At 71.5% G+C, this 24917-nt stretch carries 18 protein-coding genes and 1 pseudogene; 10 read left to right on the forward strand and 9 right to left on the reverse strand.

The window, feature by feature from the left end:
• Positions 1 to 166: 166 nt before the first annotated feature.
• Positions 167 to 3181, reverse strand: a complete 3015-nt coding sequence (locus N4G66_RS14395) for an alpha-mannosidase (protein ID WP_261704479.1) — start codon at positions 3179 to 3181, stop codon at positions 167 to 169.
• Positions 3182 to 3397: 216 nt separating this feature from the next.
• On the opposite strand from N4G66_RS14395, the gene N4G66_RS14400 reads away from it, so the two are divergent.
• Positions 3398 to 3850 carry an ATP-binding protein gene (locus tag N4G66_RS14400; RefSeq protein WP_391858816.1) on the forward strand — a complete coding sequence of 151 codons (453 nt, stop codon included), beginning with the start codon at positions 3398 to 3400 and terminating at the stop codon, positions 3848 to 3850.
• 90 nt (positions 3851 to 3940) lie between these two features.
• On the opposite strand, the gene N4G66_RS14405 is transcribed toward N4G66_RS14400, so the two are convergent.
• Positions 3941 to 4981 (reverse strand): DUF2637 domain-containing protein, encoded by a 1041-nt coding sequence (locus N4G66_RS14405; protein WP_261704480.1) that lies wholly within the window; start codon positions 4979 to 4981, stop codon positions 3941 to 3943.
• 321 nt (positions 4982 to 5302) lie between these two features.
• Positions 5303 to 6115, reverse strand: a complete 813-nt coding sequence (locus tag N4G66_RS14410; protein WP_261704617.1) for a (2Fe-2S)-binding protein — start codon at positions 6113 to 6115, stop codon at positions 5303 to 5305.
• Between the two features lie 835 nt (positions 6116 to 6950).
• Here N4G66_RS14410 and N4G66_RS14415 point away from each other — a divergent pair.
• A complete protein-coding gene (locus tag N4G66_RS14415) occupies positions 6951 to 7676 on the forward strand; it encodes a GntR family transcriptional regulator (protein WP_261704618.1) in 726 nt (241 codons plus the stop codon).
• A gap of 138 nt (positions 7677 to 7814) precedes the next feature.
• Here the strand turns inward: N4G66_RS14415 and N4G66_RS14420 are convergent, their stop codons facing one another.
• A complete protein-coding gene (locus N4G66_RS14420) occupies positions 7815 to 8588 on the reverse strand; it encodes a hypothetical protein (protein WP_261704481.1) in 774 nt (257 codons plus the stop codon).
• Between the two features lie 135 nt (positions 8589 to 8723).
• Complete coding sequence (locus tag N4G66_RS14425) at positions 8724 to 10397, reverse strand: PucR family transcriptional regulator (RefSeq protein ID WP_261704482.1); 1674 nt, start codon at positions 10395 to 10397, stop codon at positions 8724 to 8726.
• Positions 10398 to 10783: 386 nt separating this feature from the next.
• Between N4G66_RS14425 and N4G66_RS14430 the strand changes: the two genes are divergently transcribed.
• The 6 genes from N4G66_RS14430 to N4G66_RS14455 all read left to right on the forward strand — a co-directional run bounded on the left by N4G66_RS14430 (position 10784) and on the right by N4G66_RS14455 (position 19027).
• Complete coding sequence (locus tag N4G66_RS14430; RefSeq protein WP_261704483.1) at positions 10784 to 11674, forward strand: FAD binding domain-containing protein; 891 nt, start codon at positions 10784 to 10786, stop codon at positions 11672 to 11674.
• Positions 11674 to 12276 carry a (2Fe-2S)-binding protein gene (locus tag N4G66_RS14435; protein ID WP_261704484.1) on the forward strand — a complete coding sequence of 201 codons (603 nt, stop codon included), beginning with the start codon at positions 11674 to 11676 and terminating at the stop codon, positions 12274 to 12276. Before N4G66_RS14430 ends, N4G66_RS14435 begins: the two co-directional genes overlap by 1 nt.
• Positions 12277 to 12278: 2 nt before the next feature.
• Complete coding sequence (locus tag N4G66_RS14440) at positions 12279 to 14666, forward strand: xanthine dehydrogenase family protein molybdopterin-binding subunit (RefSeq protein WP_261704485.1); 2388 nt, start codon at positions 12279 to 12281, stop codon at positions 14664 to 14666.
• Positions 14667 to 14950: 284 nt separating this feature from the next.
• Positions 14951 to 16408, forward strand: coding sequence for an NCS2 family permease (locus N4G66_RS14445; protein ID WP_261704486.1), 1458 nt, complete (start codon positions 14951 to 14953; stop codon positions 16406 to 16408).
• Between the two features lie 60 nt (positions 16409 to 16468).
• Positions 16469 to 17623 carry an XdhC family protein gene (locus N4G66_RS14450; RefSeq protein WP_261704487.1) on the forward strand — a complete coding sequence of 385 codons (1155 nt, stop codon included), beginning with the start codon at positions 16469 to 16471 and terminating at the stop codon, positions 17621 to 17623.
• Between the two features lie 228 nt (positions 17624 to 17851).
• A complete protein-coding gene (locus N4G66_RS14455) occupies positions 17852 to 19027 on the forward strand; it encodes a glycoside hydrolase family 6 protein (protein WP_261704488.1) in 1176 nt (391 codons plus the stop codon).
• 74 nt (positions 19028 to 19101) lie between these two features.
• On the opposite strand, the gene N4G66_RS14460 is transcribed toward N4G66_RS14455, so the two are convergent.
• Positions 19102 to 19593, reverse strand: a complete 492-nt coding sequence (locus tag N4G66_RS14460) for an SRPBCC family protein (protein WP_261704489.1) — start codon at positions 19591 to 19593, stop codon at positions 19102 to 19104.
• Positions 19594 to 19852: 259 nt separating this feature from the next.
• On the opposite strand from N4G66_RS14460, the gene N4G66_RS14465 reads away from it, so the two are divergent.
• Positions 19853 to 21097, forward strand: a complete 1245-nt coding sequence (locus N4G66_RS14465) for a cytochrome P450 family protein (protein ID WP_261704490.1) — start codon at positions 19853 to 19855, stop codon at positions 21095 to 21097.
• An 83-nt stretch (positions 21098 to 21180) separates the two neighbouring features.
• Here N4G66_RS14465 and N4G66_RS14470 read toward each other — a convergent pair whose 3' ends face one another.
• The 3 genes and pseudogenes from N4G66_RS14470 to N4G66_RS14480 all read right to left on the reverse strand — a co-directional run.
• Positions 21181 to 21948, reverse strand: coding sequence for a polysaccharide deacetylase family protein (locus tag N4G66_RS14470; RefSeq protein WP_261704619.1), 768 nt, complete (start codon positions 21946 to 21948; stop codon positions 21181 to 21183).
• 272 nt (positions 21949 to 22220) lie between these two features.
• Positions 22221 to 23603, reverse strand: a complete 1383-nt coding sequence (locus tag N4G66_RS14475) for a diacylglycerol kinase family protein (RefSeq protein ID WP_261704491.1) — start codon at positions 23601 to 23603, stop codon at positions 22221 to 22223.
• Between the two features lie 252 nt (positions 23604 to 23855).
• Positions 23856 to 24311: pseudogene (locus tag N4G66_RS14480) on the reverse strand (winged helix-turn-helix transcriptional regulator); the annotation flags it as partial.
• A 118-nt stretch (positions 24312 to 24429) separates the two neighbouring features.
• On the opposite strand from N4G66_RS14480, the gene N4G66_RS14485 reads away from it, so the two are divergent.
• Complete coding sequence (locus N4G66_RS14485) at positions 24430 to 24915, forward strand: PaaI family thioesterase (protein ID WP_261704492.1); 486 nt, start codon at positions 24430 to 24432, stop codon at positions 24913 to 24915.
• Positions 24916 to 24917: the final 2 nt, after the last annotated feature.

Consider the following 24917-nt stretch of genomic DNA (forward strand, 5'->3'; position numbering starts at 1 on the left):
TGGCACCGCACTCCCCCGAGCTCTTCGAGCAGGGGGACCCCCGCGCCGCGTTGTCGGGCACGCCCGAGTACGCCCGAGTACGCCCGGTACGAGGGCGACCCCCCCGCCTTGCGACGCACGGCACCGGACGCCGCGGTCCGATCCGACGTGAATCGTCAGACAGGCCCTAGCGGCCAGGCCGCAGCCGCAGGGTGAGGATCTGGAACGGCCGCAGCTCGATCTCCGGCGGGGCTTCGCGCAGCGGCCGTTCCAGCAGATCGGTCACCTCGGCCCGGGAGACCGGGAATCCGGCGGTCACCTTCGCGCGGGCCCGCCCGCCCCGGGACTCGTACAACCGCACCACCACATCGCCGCTGCGGTCCTCCGCGAGCTTGACCGACTCGACGGTGACGGCGGGGTCGTCGACGCTCACCAGCGGTTCGAGCGCCGGCACCGCGGCCTGCCGCAGCGGCAGATTGAGCGCGAGCCCCTCCGCCACCGCGTCCCCCACGCCCGCCCCCGGCAGCAGCGCGTACGTGAACCGGTGAGTGCCGAGATCGGTCTCCGGGTCCGGGCTGTGCGGGGCGCGCAGCAGGGTCAGCCGTACGGTGGTGCCCAGGCCGTCGGCGTGCGGGGTGCGGGTCACGTCATGGCCGTACGTCGAGTCGTTGAGCACCGCGACGCCGTACGACTCCTCCGCGACCCGCAGCCAGCGGTGGGCGCAGATCTCGAAACGGGCCGCGTCCCAGCCGGTGTTGGCGTGGGTGGGGCGGTGGACGTGCCCGAACTGGATCTCGGCGGCGGACCGTTCGGCCTGGACGTCGAGCGGGAAGGCGGCCTTGAGGACCTTCTCCGACTCCTGCCAGTCGACGTCGGTCACGATGTCCAGCCGGCGGCTCGCGGCCGTCAGCCGGATCTCCTGGGTGATCCGGGAGGAGCCGAAGACCCGGGTGACGCGCACGGTCGCCCGCAACGGCCCGCTCTCCACCAGCTCCACCGACTCGGCGGCCGTCAGGTCGGTGTGCGTGCGCCGGTAGTGCCGGTCGATGTCCCAGGCGTCCCAGGCGTTGGGATGGTCGGGGTGGAGCTGGAGCAGATTGCCGGGACCGCACAGCGCCTCCCGGCCGTGCGCGAGATCCCGTACGGAGGTCAGCAGCCCGTCCCCGTCGATCCGCACCCGGAGCCGGTCGTTCTCCAACACGATGGTGCCGTCGGCCTGTTCGGCCCGCACGGTGGGTCCGTTGCCGGTCACTGCCGCGGCGGCGCCGAGCCCCGGCACCGTCACCAGCCCGTCCCCGACCACCTCGGTCCGCTCGTACGGCGAGGCGTTCAGCACCGCGGGCGAGGAGCCCGGCCCCAGCGCCCGCACCGCGTTCGCGGTGATCTCCTCCAGCTCCGCGAGCACCCGCGCATACGTCTCGCGCGCCTCCCGGTGCACCCAGGCGATCGAGGAGCCGGGCAGGATGTCGTGGAACTGGTGCAGCAGCACCGTCTTCCAGAGCCGGTCCAGGGCGTCGTACGGGTAGGTGTACGAGGGATCGCGCACGGCGGCCGTCGTGCACCACAACTCGGCTTCCCGCAGGGCGTGTTCCGAGCGCCGGTTGCCCTGCTTGGTCTTGGCCTGCGTGGTGTAGGTGGCCCGGTGCAGCTCCAGATACAGCTCGCCCGACCACACCGGCGCGTGGACCCCGTACTCCTCCTCGGCGGCGGCGAAGAACGCCTCCGGTTTCTCGATCCGGACCCGCGGTGAGCCCTCCAGGGACCGCAACCGCCGGGCCTTCTCCAGCATTTCGCGGGTCGGGCCGCCCCCGCCGTCGCCCCAGCCGAACGGGACCAGTGAGCGGGTGGCCCGGCCCTTCTCCGCGAAGTTGCGTTCCGCGTGGGCGAGTTCGCGGCCGTGGAACTGGGAGTTGTAGGTGTCCACGGGCGGGAAGTGGGTGAAGACCCGGGTGCCGTCGATGCCTTCCCACCAGAAGGTGTGGTGCGGCATCTTGTTGGTCTGGTTCCAGCTCAGCTTCTGGGTGAGGAACCAGCGGACACCGGCGAGCTTCGCGAGCTGCGGGAAGGCCGCCGTGTAGCCGAAGGAGTCCGGCAGCCAGATCTCCTCGGTCTCGACCCCCAGTTCCTCCCGGAAGAACCGCTTGCCGTGCACGATCTGCCGGGCCAGCGCCTCACCACCCGGCATATTGGCGTCGGACTCCACCCACATCGACCCCACCGGAGACCAATTGCCCTCCTCCACGGCCTTCTTGATCCGCTCCCAGATGTGCGGCTGGTGCTCCTTGACCCAGGCGTACTGCTGGGCCTGCGAGCAGGCGAAGACCAGCTCCGGGTAGTCGAGGGCCAGCGCCGTGACGTTGGCGAAGGTCCGGGAGGCCTTGCGGACCGTCTCGCGCAGCGGCCACAGCCACGCCGAGTCGATGTGCGCGTGCCCGGCCGCCGAGACGCGGTGCGCGCTGGCCGACGCGGGCCGCGACAGGACCTCCACCAGCTCGGACCGGGCCGCCGCCGCGGTGCCGGAGACGTCGTGCAGATCGAGGGCGTCGAGCATGTTCTCCAGCGCGCGCAGGATCTCGTGCCGTCGCGGCCGCTCCGGATCCAGCTCGTACATCAGCTCCGAGAGGACCTCGGCATCGAGGACCAGATGCCACACGTCCTCATCGAGTACGGCGAGATCGGCAGCCGCGAATCGGTAGATCGGCCCATCACCGGCGGTCAGTACGTCTCCCAGACGCGTGGGCTCGAAACCGTGCAGGACGGCGGGGTTGGCAGCAGCCTCCAGCAGCAGGCGCACCTCCTCGCCGCCCCTCGCCGGTGCCCCGACCGTCAGGTGGCGGTTGCGCGGGTGGATGCCCTTGAGGGGGATGCCGGCGGCGTCGTAGAGCAGTCCCTCCGCCTGGAATCCGGGTCCGTCCCCGGTGAACCCGGGGTCGATCACCACCTCCACCGGGCGGCCCGCCCATTCCTCGGGCACCCGGCCCTCGATGCGGAACCAACTCGTCGACCAGGGCTTTCCCCAGACCGTGCCGGTCGTGAAGGGCTCGTAGGAGGCCTGGAGCGCCTGGCCGACGGGCACCGGCTCGCCCGGTACATGCCATACGGAGAGCGAGAGCGGCACCCGGTCCGCGTACTGAGCGGGGCGCAGGCGCTGCCGCAGCGCGCGTTCCAGGCGCGCCTCCACCAGCGAACGGTCGTCGTGCACGGCGGCTCCTCGGTGCTCGGACGGCTCTGTCGAACCCTTCACTTCCCCGTGCGGGCGGCGCGCACCCGTGACCGTACGTCAGTCGGCCGACGATTCGGCATGACTGTCACGTTCCCGAAGAGGGCATGGATTCCGGTGAACGTGTTCGAGCAGAGGGGAACCGACATCGGCACGCAGGCGGGGGTCATGAAGCGGCAGGCACCAGGAGGTGGTCCCATGACCAGGGGGGCCTTCTCCACCGATCCAGTGGAGGAAGCGTCCGACGGGGCGATCGACCAACCGGACGGCGTGCAGCTCCGGCGCCGGCTGGGCAAGGCGGATCTGCGAGCGGTGCCCGAGGTGCGCAAGGCACTGAGGGAGCTGTTACGGCACTGGGGGAAACCGGGAAGGTCCGAGATAGCCGAGCTCTTGACCAGCGAGCTCGTCACGAACGCACTGATTCACACCGACGACGACGCCTTCCTGACGGCGACGGTCGGACCGCGCGGACTGCGCGTGGAGGTTCGGGACTTCGTGGCATGCAGGCCCAGACTGTGCGTACCGAACGCCGACGACGGTACGCACGGCAGAGGTCTCGTCCTCGTCCAGTCCCTGGCCGACGCGTGGGGCGTACGGGCGCACGGGGTGGGCAAGGCGGTGTGGTTCGAACTGAACGGCGGCACGGTGTAGGAACACCGCGCCGCCATTGTCGTGTCCGGGCCCGGCCGGAGTCTCCGTCCGGGCCGTCCGGACGGTCGTCCGGGGCCGGGCGTCCGTGCCTCAGCCGAACTGCTGCTCAAGATCCTTGAGCTTGCGCTCCAGGGAGTCGAGCCGCGGGAGGGCCATCGTCTCGTCCTCCGTGGTGAGGTCGACGGTGATCGGCTCAGTGCTCTTGCGGACGGGGGTGAGGGAGGGCCGCGATCGTACGGGCAGCTGCTCCGCGGTGGATATGGCAGGCTCCGTGGAGGCCTGCGCGGGCGCACGCTCCACGGTCGCGGTCTCCAGTTCCCGGGCGCCACCGCGTCCGGGGAAGCCGCGGTGACCACGGCTGAGCGCCTTGAGGTGCGCTCGCTCGACCCGCTCCTCGTTCCGGCGGCGCAGTCGGTTCTGCTCCTTCTGGCGCCGGTCCTCGCGCACCTCGTCCACGGCCTCGTCCAGGGAGCGGACGTTCTCCAGGAGCATCAGCGACCAGGCGCTGTACGTCTCACGGGGCGCGCGCAGCCAGCGGACGATGCGGATCTGGGGCAGCGGACGCGGCACCAGACCCTGCTCGCGCAGGGCGGCACGACGGGTCTGCTTCAGCGCCCGGTCGAACAGCACCGCGGCCGACAGGGACATCCCCGCGAAGAACTGCGGAGCGCCGGCGTGGGCCATGCCCCGGGGGGCGTGCACCCAGTTGAACCAGGCCGCGGCACCGGCGAAGGTCCACACGAGTATGCGGGAGCCGAGCGCCGCGTCGCCGTGGCTGGCCTCGCGCACCGCGAGGACGGAACAGAACATGGCCGCGCCGTCCAGGCCGAACGGGACGAGGTACTCCCAGCCGCCGGAGAGGCCGAGGTTCTGCTCGCCGAAGCCGACCAGGCCGTGGAAGGAGAGTGCCGCCGCGACCGCGGCACAGCAGAACAGCAGAACATAGGAGGCCGTGCCGTAGACGGCCTCCTTACGCCTGCGGCGCTCCTCGGTCCGCTCCCAGGAGTCGTCGCTGCTCGCGCCGTCCCCGGACCGCTTGCCGCGCGCGAGCACCGCCACCGCCGCCAGCAGGCCCAGGAGCAGAACGGCGCCTGGAAGCAGCCAGTTCAGCGATATGTCGGTAAGTCTCATCTGGGGTCCCTTGCATTGGGATAGGGCGTAACGCCCGCCATAGTGGCCCAATCACGTCGGCCCTCAGGGGGTTTCGGGGCAAGAGGCCGCCAAGGAAGTGCAAGGAGGTGCGCAGGGCGACTTTCTGCTCGAACTGCCGCGCGAGGGACGGGAGTTGAGTACGAATAAGAGTACCCATACGGATGGTTCCACGGAAAGTTCCCGTGACAAGTGAGGAATTTGTGAAGCACCTGTGATCCGCGAAGGGCGCGCGGGCGCCTCGACCGGTTCCGGTCCCGGGCGCGAACGGACCGGTGCCCGCAGGTGCTCGCCCGGGGTGTCTCAACCCGCCGCGACGGCCGTCAATGCGGTGATCCGGTCCGCGTCGCAGGTGCGCGGGCAGGTGGCACACGTTTCCGCGGGGCGCAGTGTGTAGAAGAGGCAGCAGCTCACCCGGTCCCGGGTGGGCAGCGACTCCCCGTCCGGGCCGGTCAGTTCGCGGAAGGCCGCCGAACCGGAGTACGGCCGGGTCGAGCCGGGCAGCAGCAGCTCCAGCTCGCGCATCGCGCGCCGCTCCTCGCCGAGCAGGTGGGCGACGTACCAGAGGCCCTCGACGATCTCGTCGGTCGCCATGCCCCACAGCGCCCGGCCGCGGCGTCGCATCCGCGGCCCGAACCCGCCGAGGATCGGCTCCAGGTGTTCGGCCACCGCGTCCCGTACCTCCACGCGCAGCGCCTCCTCGTCCGGTACGACCCTGGCGCCCGGCAGAGCGGCGGCCGGGTCGTCCGGCAGACAGGCGAACGTGGTGACGCGGACGGCCATCCGGCCGGGCTCACGCTGAAATGTGACGTCCTCCACAGGCAGGCGCGGCACCCGGCGCAGCAGGAACCACGGCACGGTGATCAACAGGCAGGCGGGCCAGGCGTACCGGTGCAGCCCGAAAGTCGCCACGACATCGGGCCGTGCCCGTCGACCGTGGTCCCGGACCACCTGGGCCTCGTCCCAGGCAAGAAACGCGTCGAGGTCGGACCCGCCCTCCGCGAGCCGGGCGGCAGCCGCCCAGCCCGCGCCCCGCGGGGCCGCTTCGCCCGCTGTCAGCTCGGTGATGCCCAGTCCGGGGAAGGCCTCGCTCAGCCGCGCGTACGCGTCCGCCACGGGCGACCCGGCGGCGAGCGGCGCGCCGGGGCGGGCCGCCGGGTCGCCCGTGGCGGACGGGGTGGACGGGGTGGTCGTGGCGGCGTCGGCGGACAGGGCGGGAGCGGACACGCGGAACCATCGCTTCACGATCGTTAGCAGGTAAGCCTTACCTTACCCCGCCTCGTGGGTGTTTGAACTGAGGCCATGTACGCCTATCGTGCTTGACGGACGAGTAACAACCGACACCATCACCTCGAGTACCACCGACCCGGAGGAGGACCCCGTGGAGCAGGCCGGTCCGCGCGGCGCGCACGGCTCCGCCGAGTCCTTGGACCCGGACATCCATGCGGGCGCTTTCCGGGTTCCGCCGCAGCCCGGGCCCGCGGACGCGGGCCGGGCGAGGGGAGTCCCCGCGGGCGTCGCGGACGACGGTCCCGGTGCCGGGACGGGTGGTGGGCCGGCGAACGGTGGGTCGGCGAAATCGACTCCACAGTCCCTGCTGAGCCCGCGCGAGTCCCTGCTGAGCCCGCGCGCGATCCCACCCGGCGGTGGGTCAGGTGGTGGGCCGGGTGGCGGTCCCGCCGTGGTCCCGGCCTCGGCCCGCGGCGAGCACACGCACAGCGAGGTGCCGATCCCGCACCGGCGCACCGAGGACCCCCGAGCCACCGTACGTACGGACGGCGCCCGCCCCGTCGTACGCCCCGTACACGCCGAGGAAGCCCACCCCGCCGTACGCGCCGAGAACGTCCGGCCCGCACACGTCGACGAGACTCGCCCCGCCGTACACGCAGAGAACACCCGCCCCGGGCACGCGGACGCAACGCGCCCCGGAGGTGTCGAGAACGTACGGCCCGTGCATGCCGGCGAGGCCCGCCCGGCCGTACGCGAGCAGGGTGCCCGCCCCGTACGCGCCGACGACGCCCACCCCGCCCTGCGTGCCGACGCCGCCCGGCCCGTCGTGCAGCGTGCCTCCGTGCGCGGGCAGATCCTCGACGCCCTGCGCACGGCGCTCGTCGCGGGTGAACTCGCCCCCGGCGAGGTGTACTCGGCGCCCGTGCTCGGTGAGCGCTTCGGGGTGTCCGCGACGCCCGTCCGTGAGGCGATGCAGCAACTCGCCCTCGAAGGCGCCGTCGAGGTCGTCCCCAACCGGGGCTTCCGCGTCATCGAGCGCGGCACCCGGGAGCTGGCCGAACTCGCCGAGATCCGGAGCCTGATCGAGGTCCCGGTGATGCTCCGGCTCGCGCGCACCGTGCCCGCCGCCCGCTGGGCCGAACTGCGCCCGCTCGCCGAGGCCACCGTGCGGGCCGCGTCCTCGGGCTGCCGCGCGACCTACGCGGAGTCCGACCGGTCCTTCCACCGTGCGGTCCTCGCCCTCGCGGGCAACGCGCAGTTGGTGCGCATCGCCGACGATCTGCACCGCCGCGCCCAGTGGCCCCTCGTCGGCGGTCCCGTCTCCCGGGGCCGCGCCGACCTGGTGGCCGACGCGGCCGAACACACCGCGCTGCTGGACGCGTTGATCGCCGAGGATCTGACAGTCGTCCAGGCGCTGGTGCGGGAGCACTTCGCCGGCGCGTCCTGAAGTGCCCGCCGTGTCCTGAAGCGTGTGGCCCGCCCCCTCCGCGAGGCGCGCCGCACGGACCGTACGCGTCCGTGCCGGGCGGCGGGAGCCGGTGGTGGGAGCCGGTGGCGGGCGGAGTGTCCGCCCGCCCGTGCGTGATCAGGCCGTCGCCGCGGGTGGATTCAACTGGCCCGCCAGCCAGATGGGCACGCCCCCGAGCAGCCGGAACAGCCGTCCCGCCTCCGCCCGCAGCCGCGACGCCTCCGGCTCGACCTCGGCGTCGGCCAGGGACGCCAGCGCCGGTGCCGTACCGACGAGGTACCCCAACTCCTCCCGGATCCTGAGGGATTCGGCGAAGCCGTGCCGGGCCTCCGCCAACTCCCCCTCGCGCAGCGCGAGTCCGGCGAGATGCCGCCAGGTGAAGGACAGCAGCAGCGCGTCGTTCTGGGCGGTCGCGCCCGCGTGCGCCCGCCGGTACGCGGCACGGGCGGCCTGCGGCGCGTGCGCGAGGTTCTCGGCGAGCAGTCCGCGCCGGAAGTCCAGCAGGGCCCTGCCCGGCGCGCCCGGCGCGAGCAGCGCCGCGGCCCGGCCGAGCGCCGCGCGCGCCTCGTCGGCACGGTCGCGCACGGTCAGCAGCGTGGCGGCGTAGGCGAGTTGACCCCGCTCACAGGCCGCCGCGCCCCGCTCGTCATCGCTCTGCGCCAGCGCCTCGGCGGTGCGCAGCGCGTCCTCCGCCTCGGCCCAGCCCTGCTCGGTGTAGAGACAGCGCTCGACCAGCAGCGACGCTCTCTGCAGGGCGGCCCCCGCCGTGTGCGGCCGGATCAGCGCCGCCGCGTCGGCCCAGCAGGCGCGCGAGCGCAGCCGCCATACCGCGGTCTGGAGTGGATCGTCCCCTGCAGTCGTTCCGGTACCAGACATGGCGGTATGCGCCACGTTGCCCTCCCCGAGCACACCATTGAGCTGTTGAGTGGTGGCATCTCAGCACGGATCACCGGGCCCGGCCAAGAGGGTGGGTGAAGGATTTCACAAAGTCATTGGATGCGAGACGCTCACCGGGGGCCCCTGAGGTCAGCTCATCCGCAGTGCCAGGAAGAAGTCCAACTTGTCCTCCAGGCGCGACAGATCACGACTTGTCAACTGCTCGATACGGCCGACGCGGTAGCGCAGCGTGTTGACGTGGAGGTGCAGACGGGCGGCGCAGCGCGTCCAGGAGCCGTCGCAGTCCAGGAACGCCTCCAGGGTCGGAATCAGCTCCGCGCGGTGCCGGCTGTCGTACTCGCGCAGGGGGTCCAGCAGCCGGGCGGTGAAGGCACGGCGCACGTCGTCCGGGACGAACGGCAGCAGCAGGACGTGGGAGGCGAGCTCCTGGTGTCCGGCCGCGCAGACCCGCCCGGGGCGCGCCGCGGCGACCCGGCGGGCGTGCCGGGCCTCCTCCAGGGCACCGCGCAGCCCCTCGGCCGAGTGGACGGCGGCGCTGACGCCGAGCGTGAGCCGCCCGTCGTCGTTCAGGCCGGCCGACAGCGGGTCCCGTACGGCCGCCAGCAGCGTGTCGGCGTGCAGGCCGGGCTCCGGGCCGTCCTCGTCGGAGGGGACCGCCGGAAGGGGGACGAGCGCGACCGCCTCCTCCCCGGTGTGGGCGACGGCGATCCGGTCGGAGTGCTCCGGACCCGGCGACAGCGGGTCCACGAGGATCTCCTCCAGCAGCGCCTGGGCGACCGGGCCGCCCTCGACCTCGCCGCCGTCCCACTCGACGCGCGCCACGACGACCTGCCAGTGCGGGGCCGCACCCAGGCCCGGCAGCAGCACCGGAGCCGCGACCCGCAGCCGTGCCGCGATCTCGGCGGGTGCCGCACCCGTCTGGACCAGCTCAAGGACCTCCTGCGCGAGCCGTCGCCGAACCGTGCGCGCCGCGTCCCGCCGGTCCCGCTCCACCGCGATCAGCTGGGTGACACCCTGGAGCAGGTCGAGCCGCTCCTCGGGCCAGTCCCCGGCGTCCGCCTCGACCGCGAGCAGCCAGTCGGAGAGCACTGTCTCGCGCACATCGCGGGAGGCGCCCGTGGCGCGCCCCGAGGAGCGGATCGGGAAGAGCGAGTACATCGCGTGGCCCACCGTCACCCGGTGCGGTGCCCGGCGCCCGGTGCGGGCCGCCGCCAGATGCTCGGCGGCCAGCTTGGCGCAGGTGTCCGCGGACAGCGCGCTGCCCGTGACCTTCGAGCCCGCGATGGGCCGTCCGGCGGGCGAGAGGACCCAGGCGCGCAGGTCGAGGTCGGTGCCGAGCAGATCGAGGACCACGTCGGGGCCGCCGCCCGCCGGGCCCGAGGTCATCATCCGCCGGTGCCGGTCGACGACGGCGGCCAGATCCCCGGCCCGCTCGCCCGACACCTGGCGCACGACGTGCTCGGTGATCGTGGCGAAGGCGACCGACTCGTTCACGGCGAACAGCGGCAGCCGGTGCCGGGCGCAGGCCACGACCAGGTCGTCGGGGATGTCCCCGAGCTCCGCCTCACCCGCGGCCAGGGCCGCGACGCCGGCGCCCGCGAGGATGCGGACGAACGGTTCGGAGTCGTCGGCGTCGTGCCGCCAGGCGAGGCCCGTGAGGACCAGCTCGCCCCCCGACAGGTAGCGGCTCGGGTCCTTGAGGTCGGTGGTCATCACACCGCGCACGGTGCGGTCGAGCTCGTCCTCGCCGCCGAGCAGCCGCAGGCCCAGCGCGTCGGTGTCCAGCAGTGCGCGCAGCCGCATTCTCGTCGCCGCCGTTCTTTGTCTCGAAATCTACGATGGATCGTGGGTGAGGCCCGTCGGCGGTCCCCGTGCTCCGCGGAGCGGGTCCATGGGTTCCGAGAATCGGTGGTCCCGGCCCCTTGGGCCTGTGTCCTGGGCATTCAAGAGCTGTGCTCTCCGTTTCCAGAGGAAAACGAAGAGGTTGCTGATGACCTCGGTTCATACGAATCTACAAGATGCACGCGCTGGCCAGCCAACTCCTTCATGGTTTCGGTGACTGACCCCGGTGCGGGACGCGGCTGTGTACTGACCTCACTCCGCGTGAACACCTCATGAACGAGCCGGGCCGCCCGCACACGATCTGGCTTGATCGGAACGACCGACGATACGAATGAAGAGAGCCACTCATGGACTTCCTTCGCCCTGCCAGTTGGGAGGAGGCGCTCGCCGCGAAGGCCGAGCACCCCACAGCTGTGCCGATTGCGGGTGGCACCGATGTCATGGTCGAGATCAACTTCGATCACCGCCGGCCCGAGTACCTCCTCGACCTGAACCGCATCGGAGAGCTGAGCGAGTGGGAGGTCGGCGAGGGGAGCGTGCGCCTGGGCGCCTCTGTCCCGTACACCCGGATCATGGAGAACCTGCGCGGTGAGCTCCCCGGGCTGGCCCTCGCCTCCCACACCGTGGCCTCCCCGCAGATCCGCAACCGCGGTGGCGTCGGTGGCAACCTCGGCACCGCGTCCCCGGCCGGCGACGCCCACCCCGCCCTCCTCGCGGCGGGCGCCGAGGTCGAGGCCGAGTCGGTGCGCGGCTCGCGGCTGATCCCGATCGACGCCTTCTACACCGGCGTGAAGCGCAACGCGCTGGCGCCCGACGAGCTGATCCGCGCCGTCCACATCAAGAAGGCGGACGGACCGCAGCAGTTCTCCAAGGTCGGCACCCGCAACGCCATGGTGATCGCGGTGTGCGCCTTCGGTCTGGCCCTGCACCCCGAGACCCGCACCGTCCGCACCGGCATCGGCTCGGCGGCGCCGACCCCGGTCCGCGCGAAGACCGCCGAGGAGTTCCTGAACGCGGCGCTCGACGAGGGCGGCTTCTGGGGCAACGGGAAGATCATCACCCCGTCGGTCGCCAAGCAGTTCGCCGCACTGTGCTCCGCCGCCTGCAACCCGATCGACGACGTCCGCGGCACGGCGAGCTACCGCCGCCACGCGGTCGGCGTCATGGCCCGCCGCACGCTGACCTGGACGTGGGAGTCCTACCGCGGCAGCGCCACCCGTACGGAGGGAGTCGCGTAATGCGTGTCAATTTCACGGTCAACGGCCGCAGGCAGGAGGCCGACGACGTCTGGGAGGGCGAGAGCCTCCTGTACGTCCTGCGCGAGCGCCTCGGTCTGCCCGGTTCCAAGAACGCCTGCGAGCAGGGCGAGTGCGGCTCCTGCACCGTCCGCCTGGACGGCGTGCCCGTGTGTTCGTGTCTGGTCGCAGCGGGCCAGGTCGAGGGCCGCGAGGTCGTCACCGTCGAGGGGCTCGCCGACTTCGCCGAACAGCGCGCGGAGCACGGAGGTTGTGCGACCGGCGCGTGCGACACCCCGGAGGGGAACGGGATTTCCCTCGACGAGGCCAAGGGCTGGGCGGCCAAGGGTCATGATTCGCAGACCGGCGAGGGCACACAACTCGCGCCCATCCAGCAGGCGTTCATCGACGCCGGAGCCGTCCAGTGCGGCTTCTGCACCCCGGGTCTGCTGATTGCGGCGGACGAGATGCTGGAGCACACCCCGAACCCGACCGACGCGGACATCCGCGAGGCGCTCTCGGGCAACCTGTGCCGCTGCACCGGCTACGAGAAGATCATGGACGCGGTCCGCCTCGCGGCCGCCCGGCAGTCCGAGGCGGTCTGACCATGGGAACGACCGGCACACCCACGAACATCACGCAGGGCTCCCGGACCAAGGGCGGCATCGGCGAGTCCACCCTCCGTCCGGACGGCACCCTCAAGGTCACCGGCGAGTTCGCCTACTCCTCCGACATGTGGCACGAGGACATGCTGTGGGGCCAGATCCTGCGCTCCACGGTCGCGCACGCCGAGATCGTGTCCATCGACACCTCCGAGGCCCTCGCGCAGCCCGGTGTGTACGCCGTCATGACGTACGACGACCTGCCCACCGACGTGCGCAACTACGGCCTGGAGATCCAGGACACCCCGGTCCTCGCGCACGGCAAGGTACGCCACCACGGTGAGCCGGTCGCCATCGTCGCCGCCGACCACCCGGAGACCGCGCGCCGCGCCGCCGCCAAGATCAAGGTGGAGTACAGGGAGCTGCCGGTCATCACGGACGAGGCGTCCGCGACCGCGTCCGACGCGATCCTCGTCCACGAGAACCGCGACGACCACCACATCGGCCACGTCCCGCACCCGAACATCGTGCACCGCCAGCCGATCGTCCGCGGCGACGTCGAAGAGGCCGCGAGGAAGGCCGACTTCATCGTCCGGGGCGAGTACACCTTCGGCATGCAGGACCAGGCCTTCCTCGGCCCCGAGTCCGGCCTCGCCGTGCCCTCGGAGGACGGCGGAGTCGAGCTGTACATCGCCACCCAGTGGCTGCACTCCGACCTGCGCCAGATCGCCCCGGTGCTCGGCCTGCCCGAGGACAAGGTACGGATGACGCTCTCCGGCGTCGGCGGCGCGTTCGGCGGCCGCGAGGACCTGTCGATGCAGATCCACGCCTGCCTGCTGGCCCTGCGCACCGGCAAGCCCGTCAAGATCGTCTACAACCGCTTCGAGTCCTTCTTCGGACACGTCCACCGCCACCCCGCCAAGCTCTTCTACGAGCACGGGGCGACCAAGGACGGCAGGCTCACGCACATGAAGGCGCGGATCGTGCTTGACGGCGGCGCCTACGCGTCGGCCTCCCCGGCGGTCGTCGGCAACGCCTCCTCGCTCGGCGTCGGCCCCTACGTGGTCGAGAACGTCGACATCGAGGCCATCGCGCTCTACACCAACAACCCGCCCTGCGGCGCCATGCGCGGCTTCGGCGCGGTCCAGGCGTGCTTCGCGTACGAGGCCCAGATGGACAAGCTCGCCGACCAGGTGGGCATGGACCGGGTCGAGTTCCGTCAGCTCAACGCGATGGAGCAGGGCTCGCTCCTGCCGACCGGGCAGCGCGTCGACTCGCCGGCCCCGGTCGCCGAACTCCTGCGCCGCGTCAAGGCGATGCCGCTGCCGCCCGAGCAGCAGTGGCTCTCCGCGGGCGAGGACGCCGACGTACGGCAGCTGCCCGGCGGCCTGTCCAACACCACGCACGGCGAAGGCGTCGTCCGCGGAATCGGGTACGCCGTCGGCATCAAGAACGTCGGCTTCTCCGAGGGCTTCGACGACTACTCGACCGCACGGGTCCGTATGGAGGTCGTCGGCGGCGTGCCGGTCGCCACCGTGCACACCGCGATGGCGGAGGTCGGCCAGGGCGGTGTCACCGTCCACGCGCAGATCGCCCGCACCGAACTGGGCGTCGCCCAGGTGACCATCCAGCCGGCCGACACCCGGGTGGGCAGCGCCGGTTCGACGTCCGCCTCGCGTCAGACGTACGTCACCGGTGGCGCCGTCAGGAACTCCTGCGAGCTGGTCCGCGAGAAGGTCCTGGAACTCGGCCGCCGCAAGTTCGGCACGTACCACCCGGCGTGGGCCACCGCCGAACTCCTCCTGGAGGGCGGCAAGGTCGTCACCGACGGCGGCGAGGTCCTCGCCGATCTCGCCGACGTGCTCGAAGGAGAGGCCGTCGAGATCGAGGCCGAGTGGCGGCACCGTCCGACCGAGGCCTTCGACCTGCGCACCGGGCAGGGCAACGGCCATGTCCAGTACTCCTTCGCCGCGCACCGCGCCGTCGTCGAGGTGGACACCGAACTCGGCCTGGTCAAGGTCATCGAACTGGCCTGCGCCCAGGACGTCGGCAAGGCCCTCAACCCGCTGTCCGTCATCGGCCAGATCCAGGGTGGCACCACCCAGGGCCTGGGCATCGCGGTCATGGAGGAGATCATCGTCGACCCGAAGACCGCGAAGGTGCGCAACCCCTCCTTCACGGACTACCTGATCCCCACCATCCTCGACACACCGACCATCCCCGTCGATGTGCTCGAACTCGCCGACGACCACGCCCCCTACGGGCTCCGTGGCGTCGGCGAGGCCCCGACCCTGTCGTCCACCCCGGCCGTCCTCGCGGCGATCCGGAACGCGACGGGTCTGGAGCTCGACCGGACGCCGGTACGCCCCGAACACCTCACGGGTACCGCGTAGGCGCCGGGCAGTTCTCTCCGGGCGGCGCCGGGAACGTCACACTTCGCCGCACCGCCCGGAGCACCCGGTCACCGCACCGCTCGCGGAACCGGGAACCCGGCAGGGAACAGCAAGCAACAGGCACGTACCGCGGCAGAGTTCTTGTCGTTCCTCACGTTCGTCTCGGGCCGTCCCCCGGGTCGTGCGGCCGAAGCACCATCCCAAATCCCGCAACCGCTCCCGCGGTTGACCAGCCGTCAGGACGGCTGTCCGGGTGCCCCTTTGAACCTTGGGAGCAGGCCCACATGACCCAGCAGTCACTGGAGCCGAAGACCACCGCGCAGGACGCGGGCGCGGGCAGCCGCGTTCCGGCGGGACGGTCTTGGCTCGACCGGTACTTCCACATATCCCAGCGGGGAAGCTCGATCGCGCGTGAGGTGCGCGGCGGCGTCACCACCTTCATGGCGATGGCGTACATCCTGCTGCTCAACCCCCTCATCCTGTCCGGCAAGGACGTGGCGGGGGACATGCTCGGCCAGAAGGCCCTGATCACCGCGACCGCGTTCGCGGCGGCCTTCACCACACTGCTCATGGGGTTCGTCGGCAAGGTGCCGCTCGCCCTCGCCGCCGGACTCTCGGTGTCCGGTGTGCTCTCCTCGCAGGTCGTCCCGCAGATGACCTGGCCGCAGGCCATGGGCATGTGCGTGCTGTACGGCGCGGTCATCATGCTCCTGGTCGTCACCGGGCTTCGCGAGATGATCATGAACGCGATCCCGCTGGCCCTCAAGCACGCCATCACGATGGGCATCGGCCTGTTCATCGCGTTGATCGGCCTGGTCAAGGCCGGCTTCGTCCACCAGGGCAAGGCGACCCCCCTCGCCCTCGGCCCGGCCGGCGAACTCGCCGGCTGGCCGGTGCTGCTCTTCGCCGCCACCCTGCTGCTGATCTTCATGCTCCAGGCGCGCGGCACTCCCGGCGCGATCCTCATCGGCATCGTCTCCGGCACGGTCGTCTCCGTCGTCCTCGACGCCGCCGGGGTCATCGACCCGAAGCAATGGGCCGGCGGCGCCCCCGAACTGCACGGCAGCGCCGTCTCGATGCCGGACTTCTCGCTCTTCGGCAAGGTCGAGTTCGGCGGCTGGGGCCAGGTCGGCGCGATGACGGTCGGCATGATCGTCTTCACGCTCGTGCTCGCCGGGTTCTTCGACGCGATGGCCACCATCATCGGCGTCGGCACCGAGGCCGGACTCGCCGACGCCCAGGGCCGGATGCCGGGCCTGTCGAAGGCGCTGTTCATCGACGGCGCGGGCGGAGCGGTCGGCGGGGTGGCCGGCGCCTCCGGTCAGACGGTCTTCGTCGAGTCCGCGACCGGCGTCGGCGAAGGTGCCCGTACCGGCCTCTCCGCCGTCGTCACCGGCCTCTTCTTCGCGGCCTGCCTGTTCTTCACCCCGCTCACGGCGATCGTCCCGGGCGAGATCGCGGCGGCGGCCCTGGTGGTCATCGGCGCCATGATGATGATGAACGCCCGCCATGTCGACTGGGCCGACCGCGCCACCGCCGTCCCGGTCTTCCTGACCGTCGTGATCATGCCGTTCACCTACTCGATCACGGCGGGCGTGGCGGCCGGCGTGATCAGCTACGTCGCCATCAGGATCGCCCAGGGCAAGGCCCGGGAGATCGGTGCCTTCATGTGGGGTCTGACGGCGGTCTTCTTCGTCTACTTCGCACTCCACCCGATCGAGAGCTGGCTGGGCGTCCGCTGACGCCCGCGTTCCTTCCACGCAACCGCAGGCAAGCGGACAAACAGTCAAGGAGACCGAGAGATGCTGGACATCGCCGAAGAGCTCCACCGGTGGGTCGAGCAGGGCCGCGACTTCGCCGTCGCCACCGTGGTGGCGGTCGGCGGCAGCGCGCCCCGCCGGCCCGGCGCCGCCCTCGCCGTCGACTCCGACGGCACGGCGATCGGCTCGGTCTCCGGCGGCTGCGTGGAAGGAGCGGTCTACGAACTGTGCCGACAGGCCCTGGAGGACGGCGAGACCGTCCTCGAACGCTTCGGCTACAGCGACGACGACGCCTTCGCGGTCGGTCTGACCTGCGGCGGCGTCATCGACATCCTGGTCACCCCGGTCCGCTCGCGGGACACCGCCCGCCGGACGGTCCTCGCGACCGCGCTGGCCGCCGCGGCGGGCGGCGAGGCGGCAGCGCTCGCCCGTGTCGTGAGCGGACCCGCCGAACTGATGGGCCGCGCCCTCGTCGTGCGGTCCGACGGCTCGTACGAGGGCGGCTTCGGCGCCCACCCCGAACTCGACCGTACGGTGGTGGGCGAGGCGGCGGCCCGACTGGACGCCGGCCGCACCGGCACCCTGGAGATCGGAGAGCAGGGCTCTCGTTGCGGAGCGCCGCTCACGGTTCTGGTGGAGGCGTCGGTCCCGCCCCCGCGCATGATCGTCTTCGGTGCCATCGACTTCGCCTCGGCGCTGGTCCGCATGGGCAAGTTCCTCGGCTACCGGGTCACGGTGTGCGACGCCCGCCCGGTCTTCGCGACGGAGGCCCGCTTCCCCGACGCGGACGAGATCGTCGTGGACTGGCCCCACCGCTATCTGGAGGGCACGGAGGTCGACTCCCGCACCGTCCTGTGCGTCCTCACCCACGACGCCAAGTTCGACGTCCCGCTGCTCCGGCTCGCGCTGCGGCTCCCGGTGGCCTACGTCGGTGCCATGGGCTCACGCCGTACCCACCTGGACCGCAACGAGCGGCTGCGCGAAGTCGGCGTGACCGAGTTGGAGCTGGCCCGCCTCCGGTCACCGATCGGCCTGGACCTCGGAGCGCGTACGCCCGAGGAGACGGCACTGTCGATCGCCTCGGAGATCGTGGCCGACCGGCGCGGGGGGAGCGGGGTTTCGCTCACGGGGGCGCATACGCCGATCCATCACGATGCGGCCTCCGTTCCGGTGCGGCGGATCGGGTCGGTGGCCTGAGAGACGGTTGCGGGAGAGGGGCGGGATCGGTCGCCGCGGCCCCTCTCCCGGGCTCGTTTTCCGGGCCTTTCTCCGAGCTTGTCCCTGAACCGCCCCTGAGCCTGGCCCTTGCGTTTCTGTGCCTGTCTTCTGTGCCTTGTATTGACGCAGGCGTGCCTCTCGGCGAATCTCCTGTGGGAGCGCTCCCGCAAGTCCCTCGTGACCGTTGCGAACCAGGAGTGAACGCGCATGAGACGACGTACCCCCACATGGCTCGCCGCCCTGTCCGTCGGGCTGGCCGCCCTCTTCGCCGTACCCCCGGCGCACGCCGCGCAGTCCACGGACCGCGGACCGTCGCTGTACGTCCCGGACGCCAACCCGGCGGCGTATCAACAGGTCCTCGGTCTCGCCCGAGCCGGCCGGTTCCGTGACGCGGCGGGCGTTCTGGCGATGGTGAACACCCCGCAGGCCGTGTGGTTCGGCGACCAGACACCGGCCGAGGTGGAGCGACTGGTCCGCGCGGTGGTGCGCGACGCGGGCCGTGACCACGCGATTCCCGTCCTGACGCTGTACGACATCCCCGGCCGGGACTGCTCCAACTATTCGGCGGGCGGCGCCGCCGACACCGCCGAGTACCAGGCGTGGATCGACGCCGTGGCGCGCGGGATCGGGCGCGGCGACACGATCGTCACCCTCGAACCCGACGCCCTCGCCCTGCTGCCCTCCGACTGCGGCCAGGACGACGCCCAGGGCACGAAGACCGCCGCGCGGTACACCGAGGTCAACTACGCGGTCGACGCCCTGGAGCCACTGGCCGGGACGCGGGTCTATCTCGACACCGGGCATCCGGGCTGGCACACCGTCAACTCCATCGTGCCGCGCCTGATCAAGGGCGGGGTGGCGCGGGCCTCCGGCTTCTACACCAACGCCTCGAACTACAACACCGATGACGCCAACTCCTGGTACGGCAAGCTGATCTCGTCCTGTCTGGCCTATGCCGACGGCGGTGGTGACGTAGCCGATTGCCCGAACCAGTGGTGGCCGCGGGCCGACGCTCAGGCCTGGCTCGACGCCCATCTGCGGACGCCGCCGTCCCGGATGAAACACTTCGTCACGGACTCCAGCCGCAACGGCCAGGGCACCTGGACCCCGCCCGCCGGCAAGTACACGGACGCGCAGGACTGGTGCAACCCGCCGGACCGCGGTCTCGGCGCCCGCCCCACGCTGCGCACCGGCGACCCGCTCCAGGACGCCCGGCTGTGGATCAAGACGCCGGGCGAGTCGGACGGGCTCTGCCTGCGCGGAACGGCGGGGCCCGAGGACCCGGAGCGCGGGACGGTCGACCCGAAAGCGGGGGACTGGTTCCCGGAACAGGCTCTGGAACTCGCCCAGTTGGCCAATCCACCCCTTCTTCCGGGGGACTGACGGACAGGAGAGGGGGCGCGGGCGTCGACCTCTCGGCCACGCCCGGCCGCTCTCACCTCCGCGCCCGGCCGCACTTACCCCCGCGCCCGGCCGCTTTCGCCCCCGCCCCGGCTGCTCTCACTTCCGCCCAGCAGCCCGTCCATCGCCCGCCCGAACATCCACCGCGCCGACCACCCCAGCGGTCGGTCGGTGAACCCGGGCAGCCCGCGCACGCTCAGATCCTCCCGCCAGATCACCCGTGAGCCGCCGTGGCTGTCACCGTCCGCCGGGTGCACCTCGAACTCGGCCCAGCCCGTGACGAACGTGCCGCGCTTGACCAGGCGGCACGTTCCCGGGCCCCCGTCGCACGGCGGCCGCCACGCGACGACTTCCATCGGGTCGTCGAAGGCGAGCGGCCCGAGCCCCGAGCGCGCCACGAAGACCGTGCCCTCCCGCGTCGGCGGTGATGTGCGCACGCTGACCCGGGTCAGCGGGACGACGTCCGCGTGCCGGGGCCAGTCGGTCAGGCGCTGCCAGCTCTCGGCGACGGAGTGCCGGGAGACGCGTTCCAGGACGAAGAGGACCACGGCATGATCGTAGGCGCTCGAAGGACGTCGAACGGAGGGTGAACTCTCCCGCCCCGCTGTCCCGGCCAGCCCTTTCCGGTCGAAGCACCTGACCAGGTCACTGTCAACACCGCATCATGGTAAGGGAGTTGAGGGCTGAGAGTCGCTTTGCCACTCCCCGGTCCGGAGGGGCACCGGGTTACGATGCGGCCGACCGTGATCCACCGTTTGCCCGAGACGCGGCACCTCGACCGGTGCCCCTCCCGCGACAGGAGCCCACGTGCCGGACCAGCCCTTCGTCATCGACCCCACAGGTGCCGACATCCATGGGGAGGCCGAACGGTTACGCGGCCTCCGACGCACCCCGCCGGACACGGGAGCCGCCCCCGCCGCCGCCCTCGTCGAACTCCCGGGCGGGATAAGTGCCTGGTTCCCGACCCGGTACGAGACGCTCAAGCGGCTTCTCGCCGACGACCGGGTCTCCAAGGACCCCAATCAGCACTGGCCCGCCTGGATCGACGGTGCCCATCGAGAGAGCTGGGTCAGCCTCTGGGTCGGCGTCACCAACATGTTCACCGCGTACGGCGCCAACCACCGCAGGCTGCGCAAGCTCGTGTCTCCCGCGTTCACGAAACGGCGCACGGACGCACTGGGGCCCCGTATCGAGGAGATCGCCGCCGAGTTGCTCGACCGCATGGCCGAAGCGCCCGGCGACCGGGCCGACCTCCGGTCCGCCTACGCGCACCCGCTTCCGATGCGGGTGATCTGCGAACTGTTCGGCCTGCCGGAGGAGAAGCGGTCCGACATCGCGCGCCTCATCGAGGCGAACATGGACACCACCCTCACCCCCGAGCAGGCCATGGCCACTTACCGGGAAATACACGAACTGCTCGCGCAGCTCGTCGAGTCGAAGCGGGAGCGGCCGGGCGACGACATGACGACCGCGCTCATCGCGGCCCGCGACGAGGAGGGATCCCAGCTCGCCGAGGCCGAGTTGATCGACACCCTTCTCCTCGTCATCGGCGCGGGCCACGAGACGACCGTGAACCTCATCGGCAACGCGGTCCACGCCCTGCTCGCCCACCCCGACCAGCTCGCCCGCGTGCTCGCCGGTGAGGTTCCCTGGAGCGAGGTCATCGAGGAGACCCTGCGCTGGGCCCCCTCGATCGCCAACCTCCCGCTCCGTTACGCCGTCGAGGACATCAAGCTCCCCGACGGCACCCTGATCCCGTGCGGTGACGCGATCCTGGCGACCTACGCGGCGGCCGGCCGCGACCCGTTGCGCCACGGCGAGAGCGCGGCCCGGTTCGACATCACCCGCGTCGACAAGGAGCATCTCGCCTTCGGCCACGGCGTCCACTACTGCATCGGTGCGCCGCTGGCCCGGCTGGAGGCTTTGATCGCGCTCCCGGCGCTCTTCGAGCGCTTTCCCACCCTGAGCGCGGACACCTCGCAGGGCCCGGCGCGCCTTGCCGAGTCGTTCATCGGCCACGGCTATCGGACGCTGCCCGTGCGCTGGAGCTGATTACCCGTCAGGGTGGGTGGCGAGGGCGGTGGTCGGGGAGCCGGCCTCGGAATCCGAACTGCCCCGCGAGAGGCGATGAATCGTCAGGGGCGGTACACCGTTCCGGGCTCGGCCCTCCCCGGTGCCAGCAGCTGCGGCACCGTCACGAACACATACCCGCGCTCCTTCAGCGCGTCGATGATCCCGGGTACCGCGGGGACGGTGCCCGGGTAGAGATCGTGCAGCAGGATGATCCCGTCCCGGGACGACTGCTGAAGGACCCGCTCGCGTATCAGCCCGGAATCGTTCGTCCGGTAGTCCTTGGCGGTCACGCTCCACAGGATCTCGGCGAGTCCCTCCTCGCGCGCGACCTTCCGCACCGTGTCGTCGGTCCGCCCCTGCGGCGGCCGCATCAGCGTCGGCTTGTGCCCGGTGAGCCGCTCTATCTCCTCGTTCGGACGGCGCAGTTCCTCTCGTATCTCCGCAGGCGAGATCTGCGTGAGGATCTTGTGGTCCCAGGTGTGGCTGGCCACCTCGTGGCCCTCGTCGGCCATGCGCCGCACCAGCTCCGGGTACTTCTCGATGTGCCGCTTGCCGAGCAGGAAGAAGGTCGCCTGGACCTTCTTCTCCTTGAGGATGTCGAGCAGCCGGGCCGAGTGTTCGCTCGGCCCGGCGTCGAAGGTCAGGGCGATGCACTTGGCCTTTCGGCAGTCCACCGTCCCGAATTCCGCCGGTCCGGCGGCTCCCGGATGCGCCCTCGCGGCGCTCGGCGCGGTGGTGGCCATGGACGTGCACCCCGTCAGTGGCAGGGCCAGTGCGACGGCGGCGGAGATCGCGGCCGCCGTGCGGAACCTGGTCGCCGGTCTTTTCATCTTCCTGGTCAGAGAAGGCATGCCGCGACTATATATGGAGTGTATACACTCGATGTATAGTGCTGTGAGCTGCGTAAATACCCTGCTCGGTTGATGCTGTTGCCTTGCGCCGTAGCCGTAGCCGTAGCCTTCGGCGCTGTCCTCCATCTCGCGCCGACAGCCCTGCTCGGCCTCGGCGGCCGCCTTGCCGACTGCATTGGCGGAGCCAGGTCGTCAGGAGTCCGCGTCCGGCCGTTCGTCGCTGCTCACGGGTTGTCGGATCGTCGCTCCGGCTATTGCTTCGGGGGTTGCTCCGGCGGTTGCCCTGGCCTCGGTTTGTGGCCGGAGCGGTGTACGCCGGCCGTGCGGCCCACGAGCATCGCCATGGCGAGCAGCCGACGCCAGTCCAGGGCGGGCTGGACCGTGGGGACGCCCGGCCGCTTCTTCGGGACGCGGACGCGGAGCACGCCCGGTTCGACACGGCAGTGCACCGGGGTGGGCAGGATCATGGCCTCGCCGTCGATGCCGACCTCCAGCTCGTCGCTGTCGGCACCGACGGCGACTTCGCGCGCGGTGAGGACCGACAGCCCCCGCGGGTCCGGGGAGAGCAGCAGCGCGGCGGCCTCGACCGCGCTGTCCACCTTGACGCTGAGGACGCCGAGCAGCCCCGAGTCGAGCCGCTCGCGGCGACCCAGGCCGGCCGGATCGTTCGTGCGGTAGGGGTTGTTGCTCACCAGCAGCGCCTGCGGCGCGTCGAGCGTCGTCCCGGCGGCCCGGGCGGTCAGCTGCGGTCCCCGCTGGCGGGTGAGCAGGTCCGGAAGGAGCTGCAGGATGGTGCCGATCTTGTCGTCCCGGTAGGCGGGATCCTGGACGACCGCCGCGTACGCGCCGAACGAGGCGTTGTTGACGAAGGGGTGCTTCCCGGCGAAGCCGAGATCCACCCGGAGCTCGACCCCGTTCGTCAGGGCGTCGAGGCAGGTGGCGGGGTCGTCGCGGTCGAGGCCGAGGTCCATGGCGAAGTGGTTGCGGGTGCCGGCCGAGACGACGAGGAACGGCAGACCGTGTTCGGCGGCGACGGCCGCGACGAGCGCCTGCGTTCCGTCGCCGCCCGCGACGCCCAGCAGGTCCGCTCCGTCCGCGACCGCTTCCCGGGCCAGCTCGGTGACGTCCTGGTGGTGCTCCGGGTCGAGGAGGACGACGCGGGCGCCGAGTCGCTCGGCCTTCTCCACGAGACCGAACCGCTCCACCTTGCCGCCGCCGGACCGGGGATTCATGAGGACGAAGGGCCGTCGTGGCGGCGGAGTGCGGTGCTCCTTCATGGGCCGGACCCGGCCGCGGGCACTCCGCAGCGCGTAGCGCCCGCACCACACGGCGACGATCCACAGCACGGGGGACAGCAGCAGGGTCCACAGCAGCGTGACCGCGAGGACCACGATGCTGGCGATGGGCACGACGATCGCCAGCAGCCCCGCGATCCAGCGCACCAGGCCCCTACGGGTCAGCATCCACCACAGCGCCGCCGCCGCGACGGCCATGCCGGCGAGAGCGGCGAGGAGGAGCAGGAATCCGCGTACGCCTCCGAAGACGAGCGGCAACGCCACAGCGAGCGCCGCCGATGCCAGGGAGGCTCTCGCCGCCCACCGTTCGCGGGCCGGCGGACCCGTATCCGTGCTCATCGTTCCTCCACTGGTCGGTCCCTCGCGTGCCGCGGTCACCGGACGAGAGGAACCGTTCCACCCGTCACGGGAACCATGTGCCCGTGGGACGGACTCCCATGGCCGACGTGCCGGGACGGCCCGTATGAGGTCACGCTGTCACGAGCCGGGCTCCCGCACCACGAGGCGGCCTGTGTCCCGGCCCGTTTCCTGGCTCGCTCCACGGACCGTTCCCCCTGCGGACACCGGTCGGTCGGCGGCGGACTCCGTGCGCCTCGCCGAGGGGCCGGGGCGGGTACGTGCCTCCGGCGGAACCAGTGCGCCGTGCCCGGCGCCGCAGACGACCACCGTGTGCACCTGCTCCCCGCAGTCCGCGTGCACGACCTCCAGGGGCGGGCCCTCGGGATCCGCCGTGTAGCGGTCGCCCCACTGCTTGAGGGCGATCATGGCGGGCCACAGCTCCCAGCCCTTGCGGGTGAGCCGGTACTCGTTACGGGTGCGGCTGCCGGGCTCGCTGTACGGCACGGTGTCCAGGATCCCGGCCGCGACCAGCTTCCTCAGCCGGTCCGCCAGCACGCTCTCGGAGAGTCCGACATGCCGCCGGAAGTCGTCGAAGCGCCGTACGCCGTTCATCGCGTCCCGCAGGACCAGCATCGACCACTTCTCGCCGATCAGGTCGAGCGTCCGCTGGACCGTGCAGTTCTCGGTGCTTGTGTCGAGCCACGTCATGCGCCTCATCCTAGGCTGACTATGAGATTGACAGCCAGGTGTGGGACTGGCTAACTTCGAAAAGAAGAGTCAGGCGGGCGGAGTCGGATCGCCGAGCAACAGGGAGAGTGGCAGAGCCATGGGCAGGTCTCGTACATACGACTGGGAGGACCCGGCCGTCTCCGCGGCCGCCGTCGGCCAGTACAGCGGCCTCGACTTCCTCCGTGAGATGCAGGCCGGACGGCTCCCCGCACCGCCGATCTCGGCGACTCTCGGCATGACACTCGAAGAGGTCGAGCGCGGCCGGGTGGTCTTCGCCCTGGTTCCGGGGGAGGAGCACTACAACCCGATCGGGAGCGTCCACGGAGGCGTCTACGCCACCCTGCTGGACTCGGCGGCGGGCTGCGCCGTGCAGTCCGTGCTGCCCCGGGGCACCGGGTACACCTCGCTCGACCTGAACGTGAAGTTCCTGCGGCCGATCACCGTGGACACCGGCGAGGTCCGCGCGGTCGGCACCGTCCTCAGCAGCGGCCGCCGTACGGCCCTCGCCCAGGCGGAGCTCTTCGACGCGGCCGACCGGCTGCTGGCGCATACCACCAGCAGCTGCCTGCTGTTCCCCGTCTGACC

This window comes from Streptomyces rhizosphaerihabitans (assembly GCF_025399795.1).
In the GTDB taxonomy this organism is placed as follows: domain Bacteria; phylum Actinomycetota; class Actinomycetes; order Streptomycetales; family Streptomycetaceae; genus Streptomyces; species Streptomyces rhizosphaerihabitans.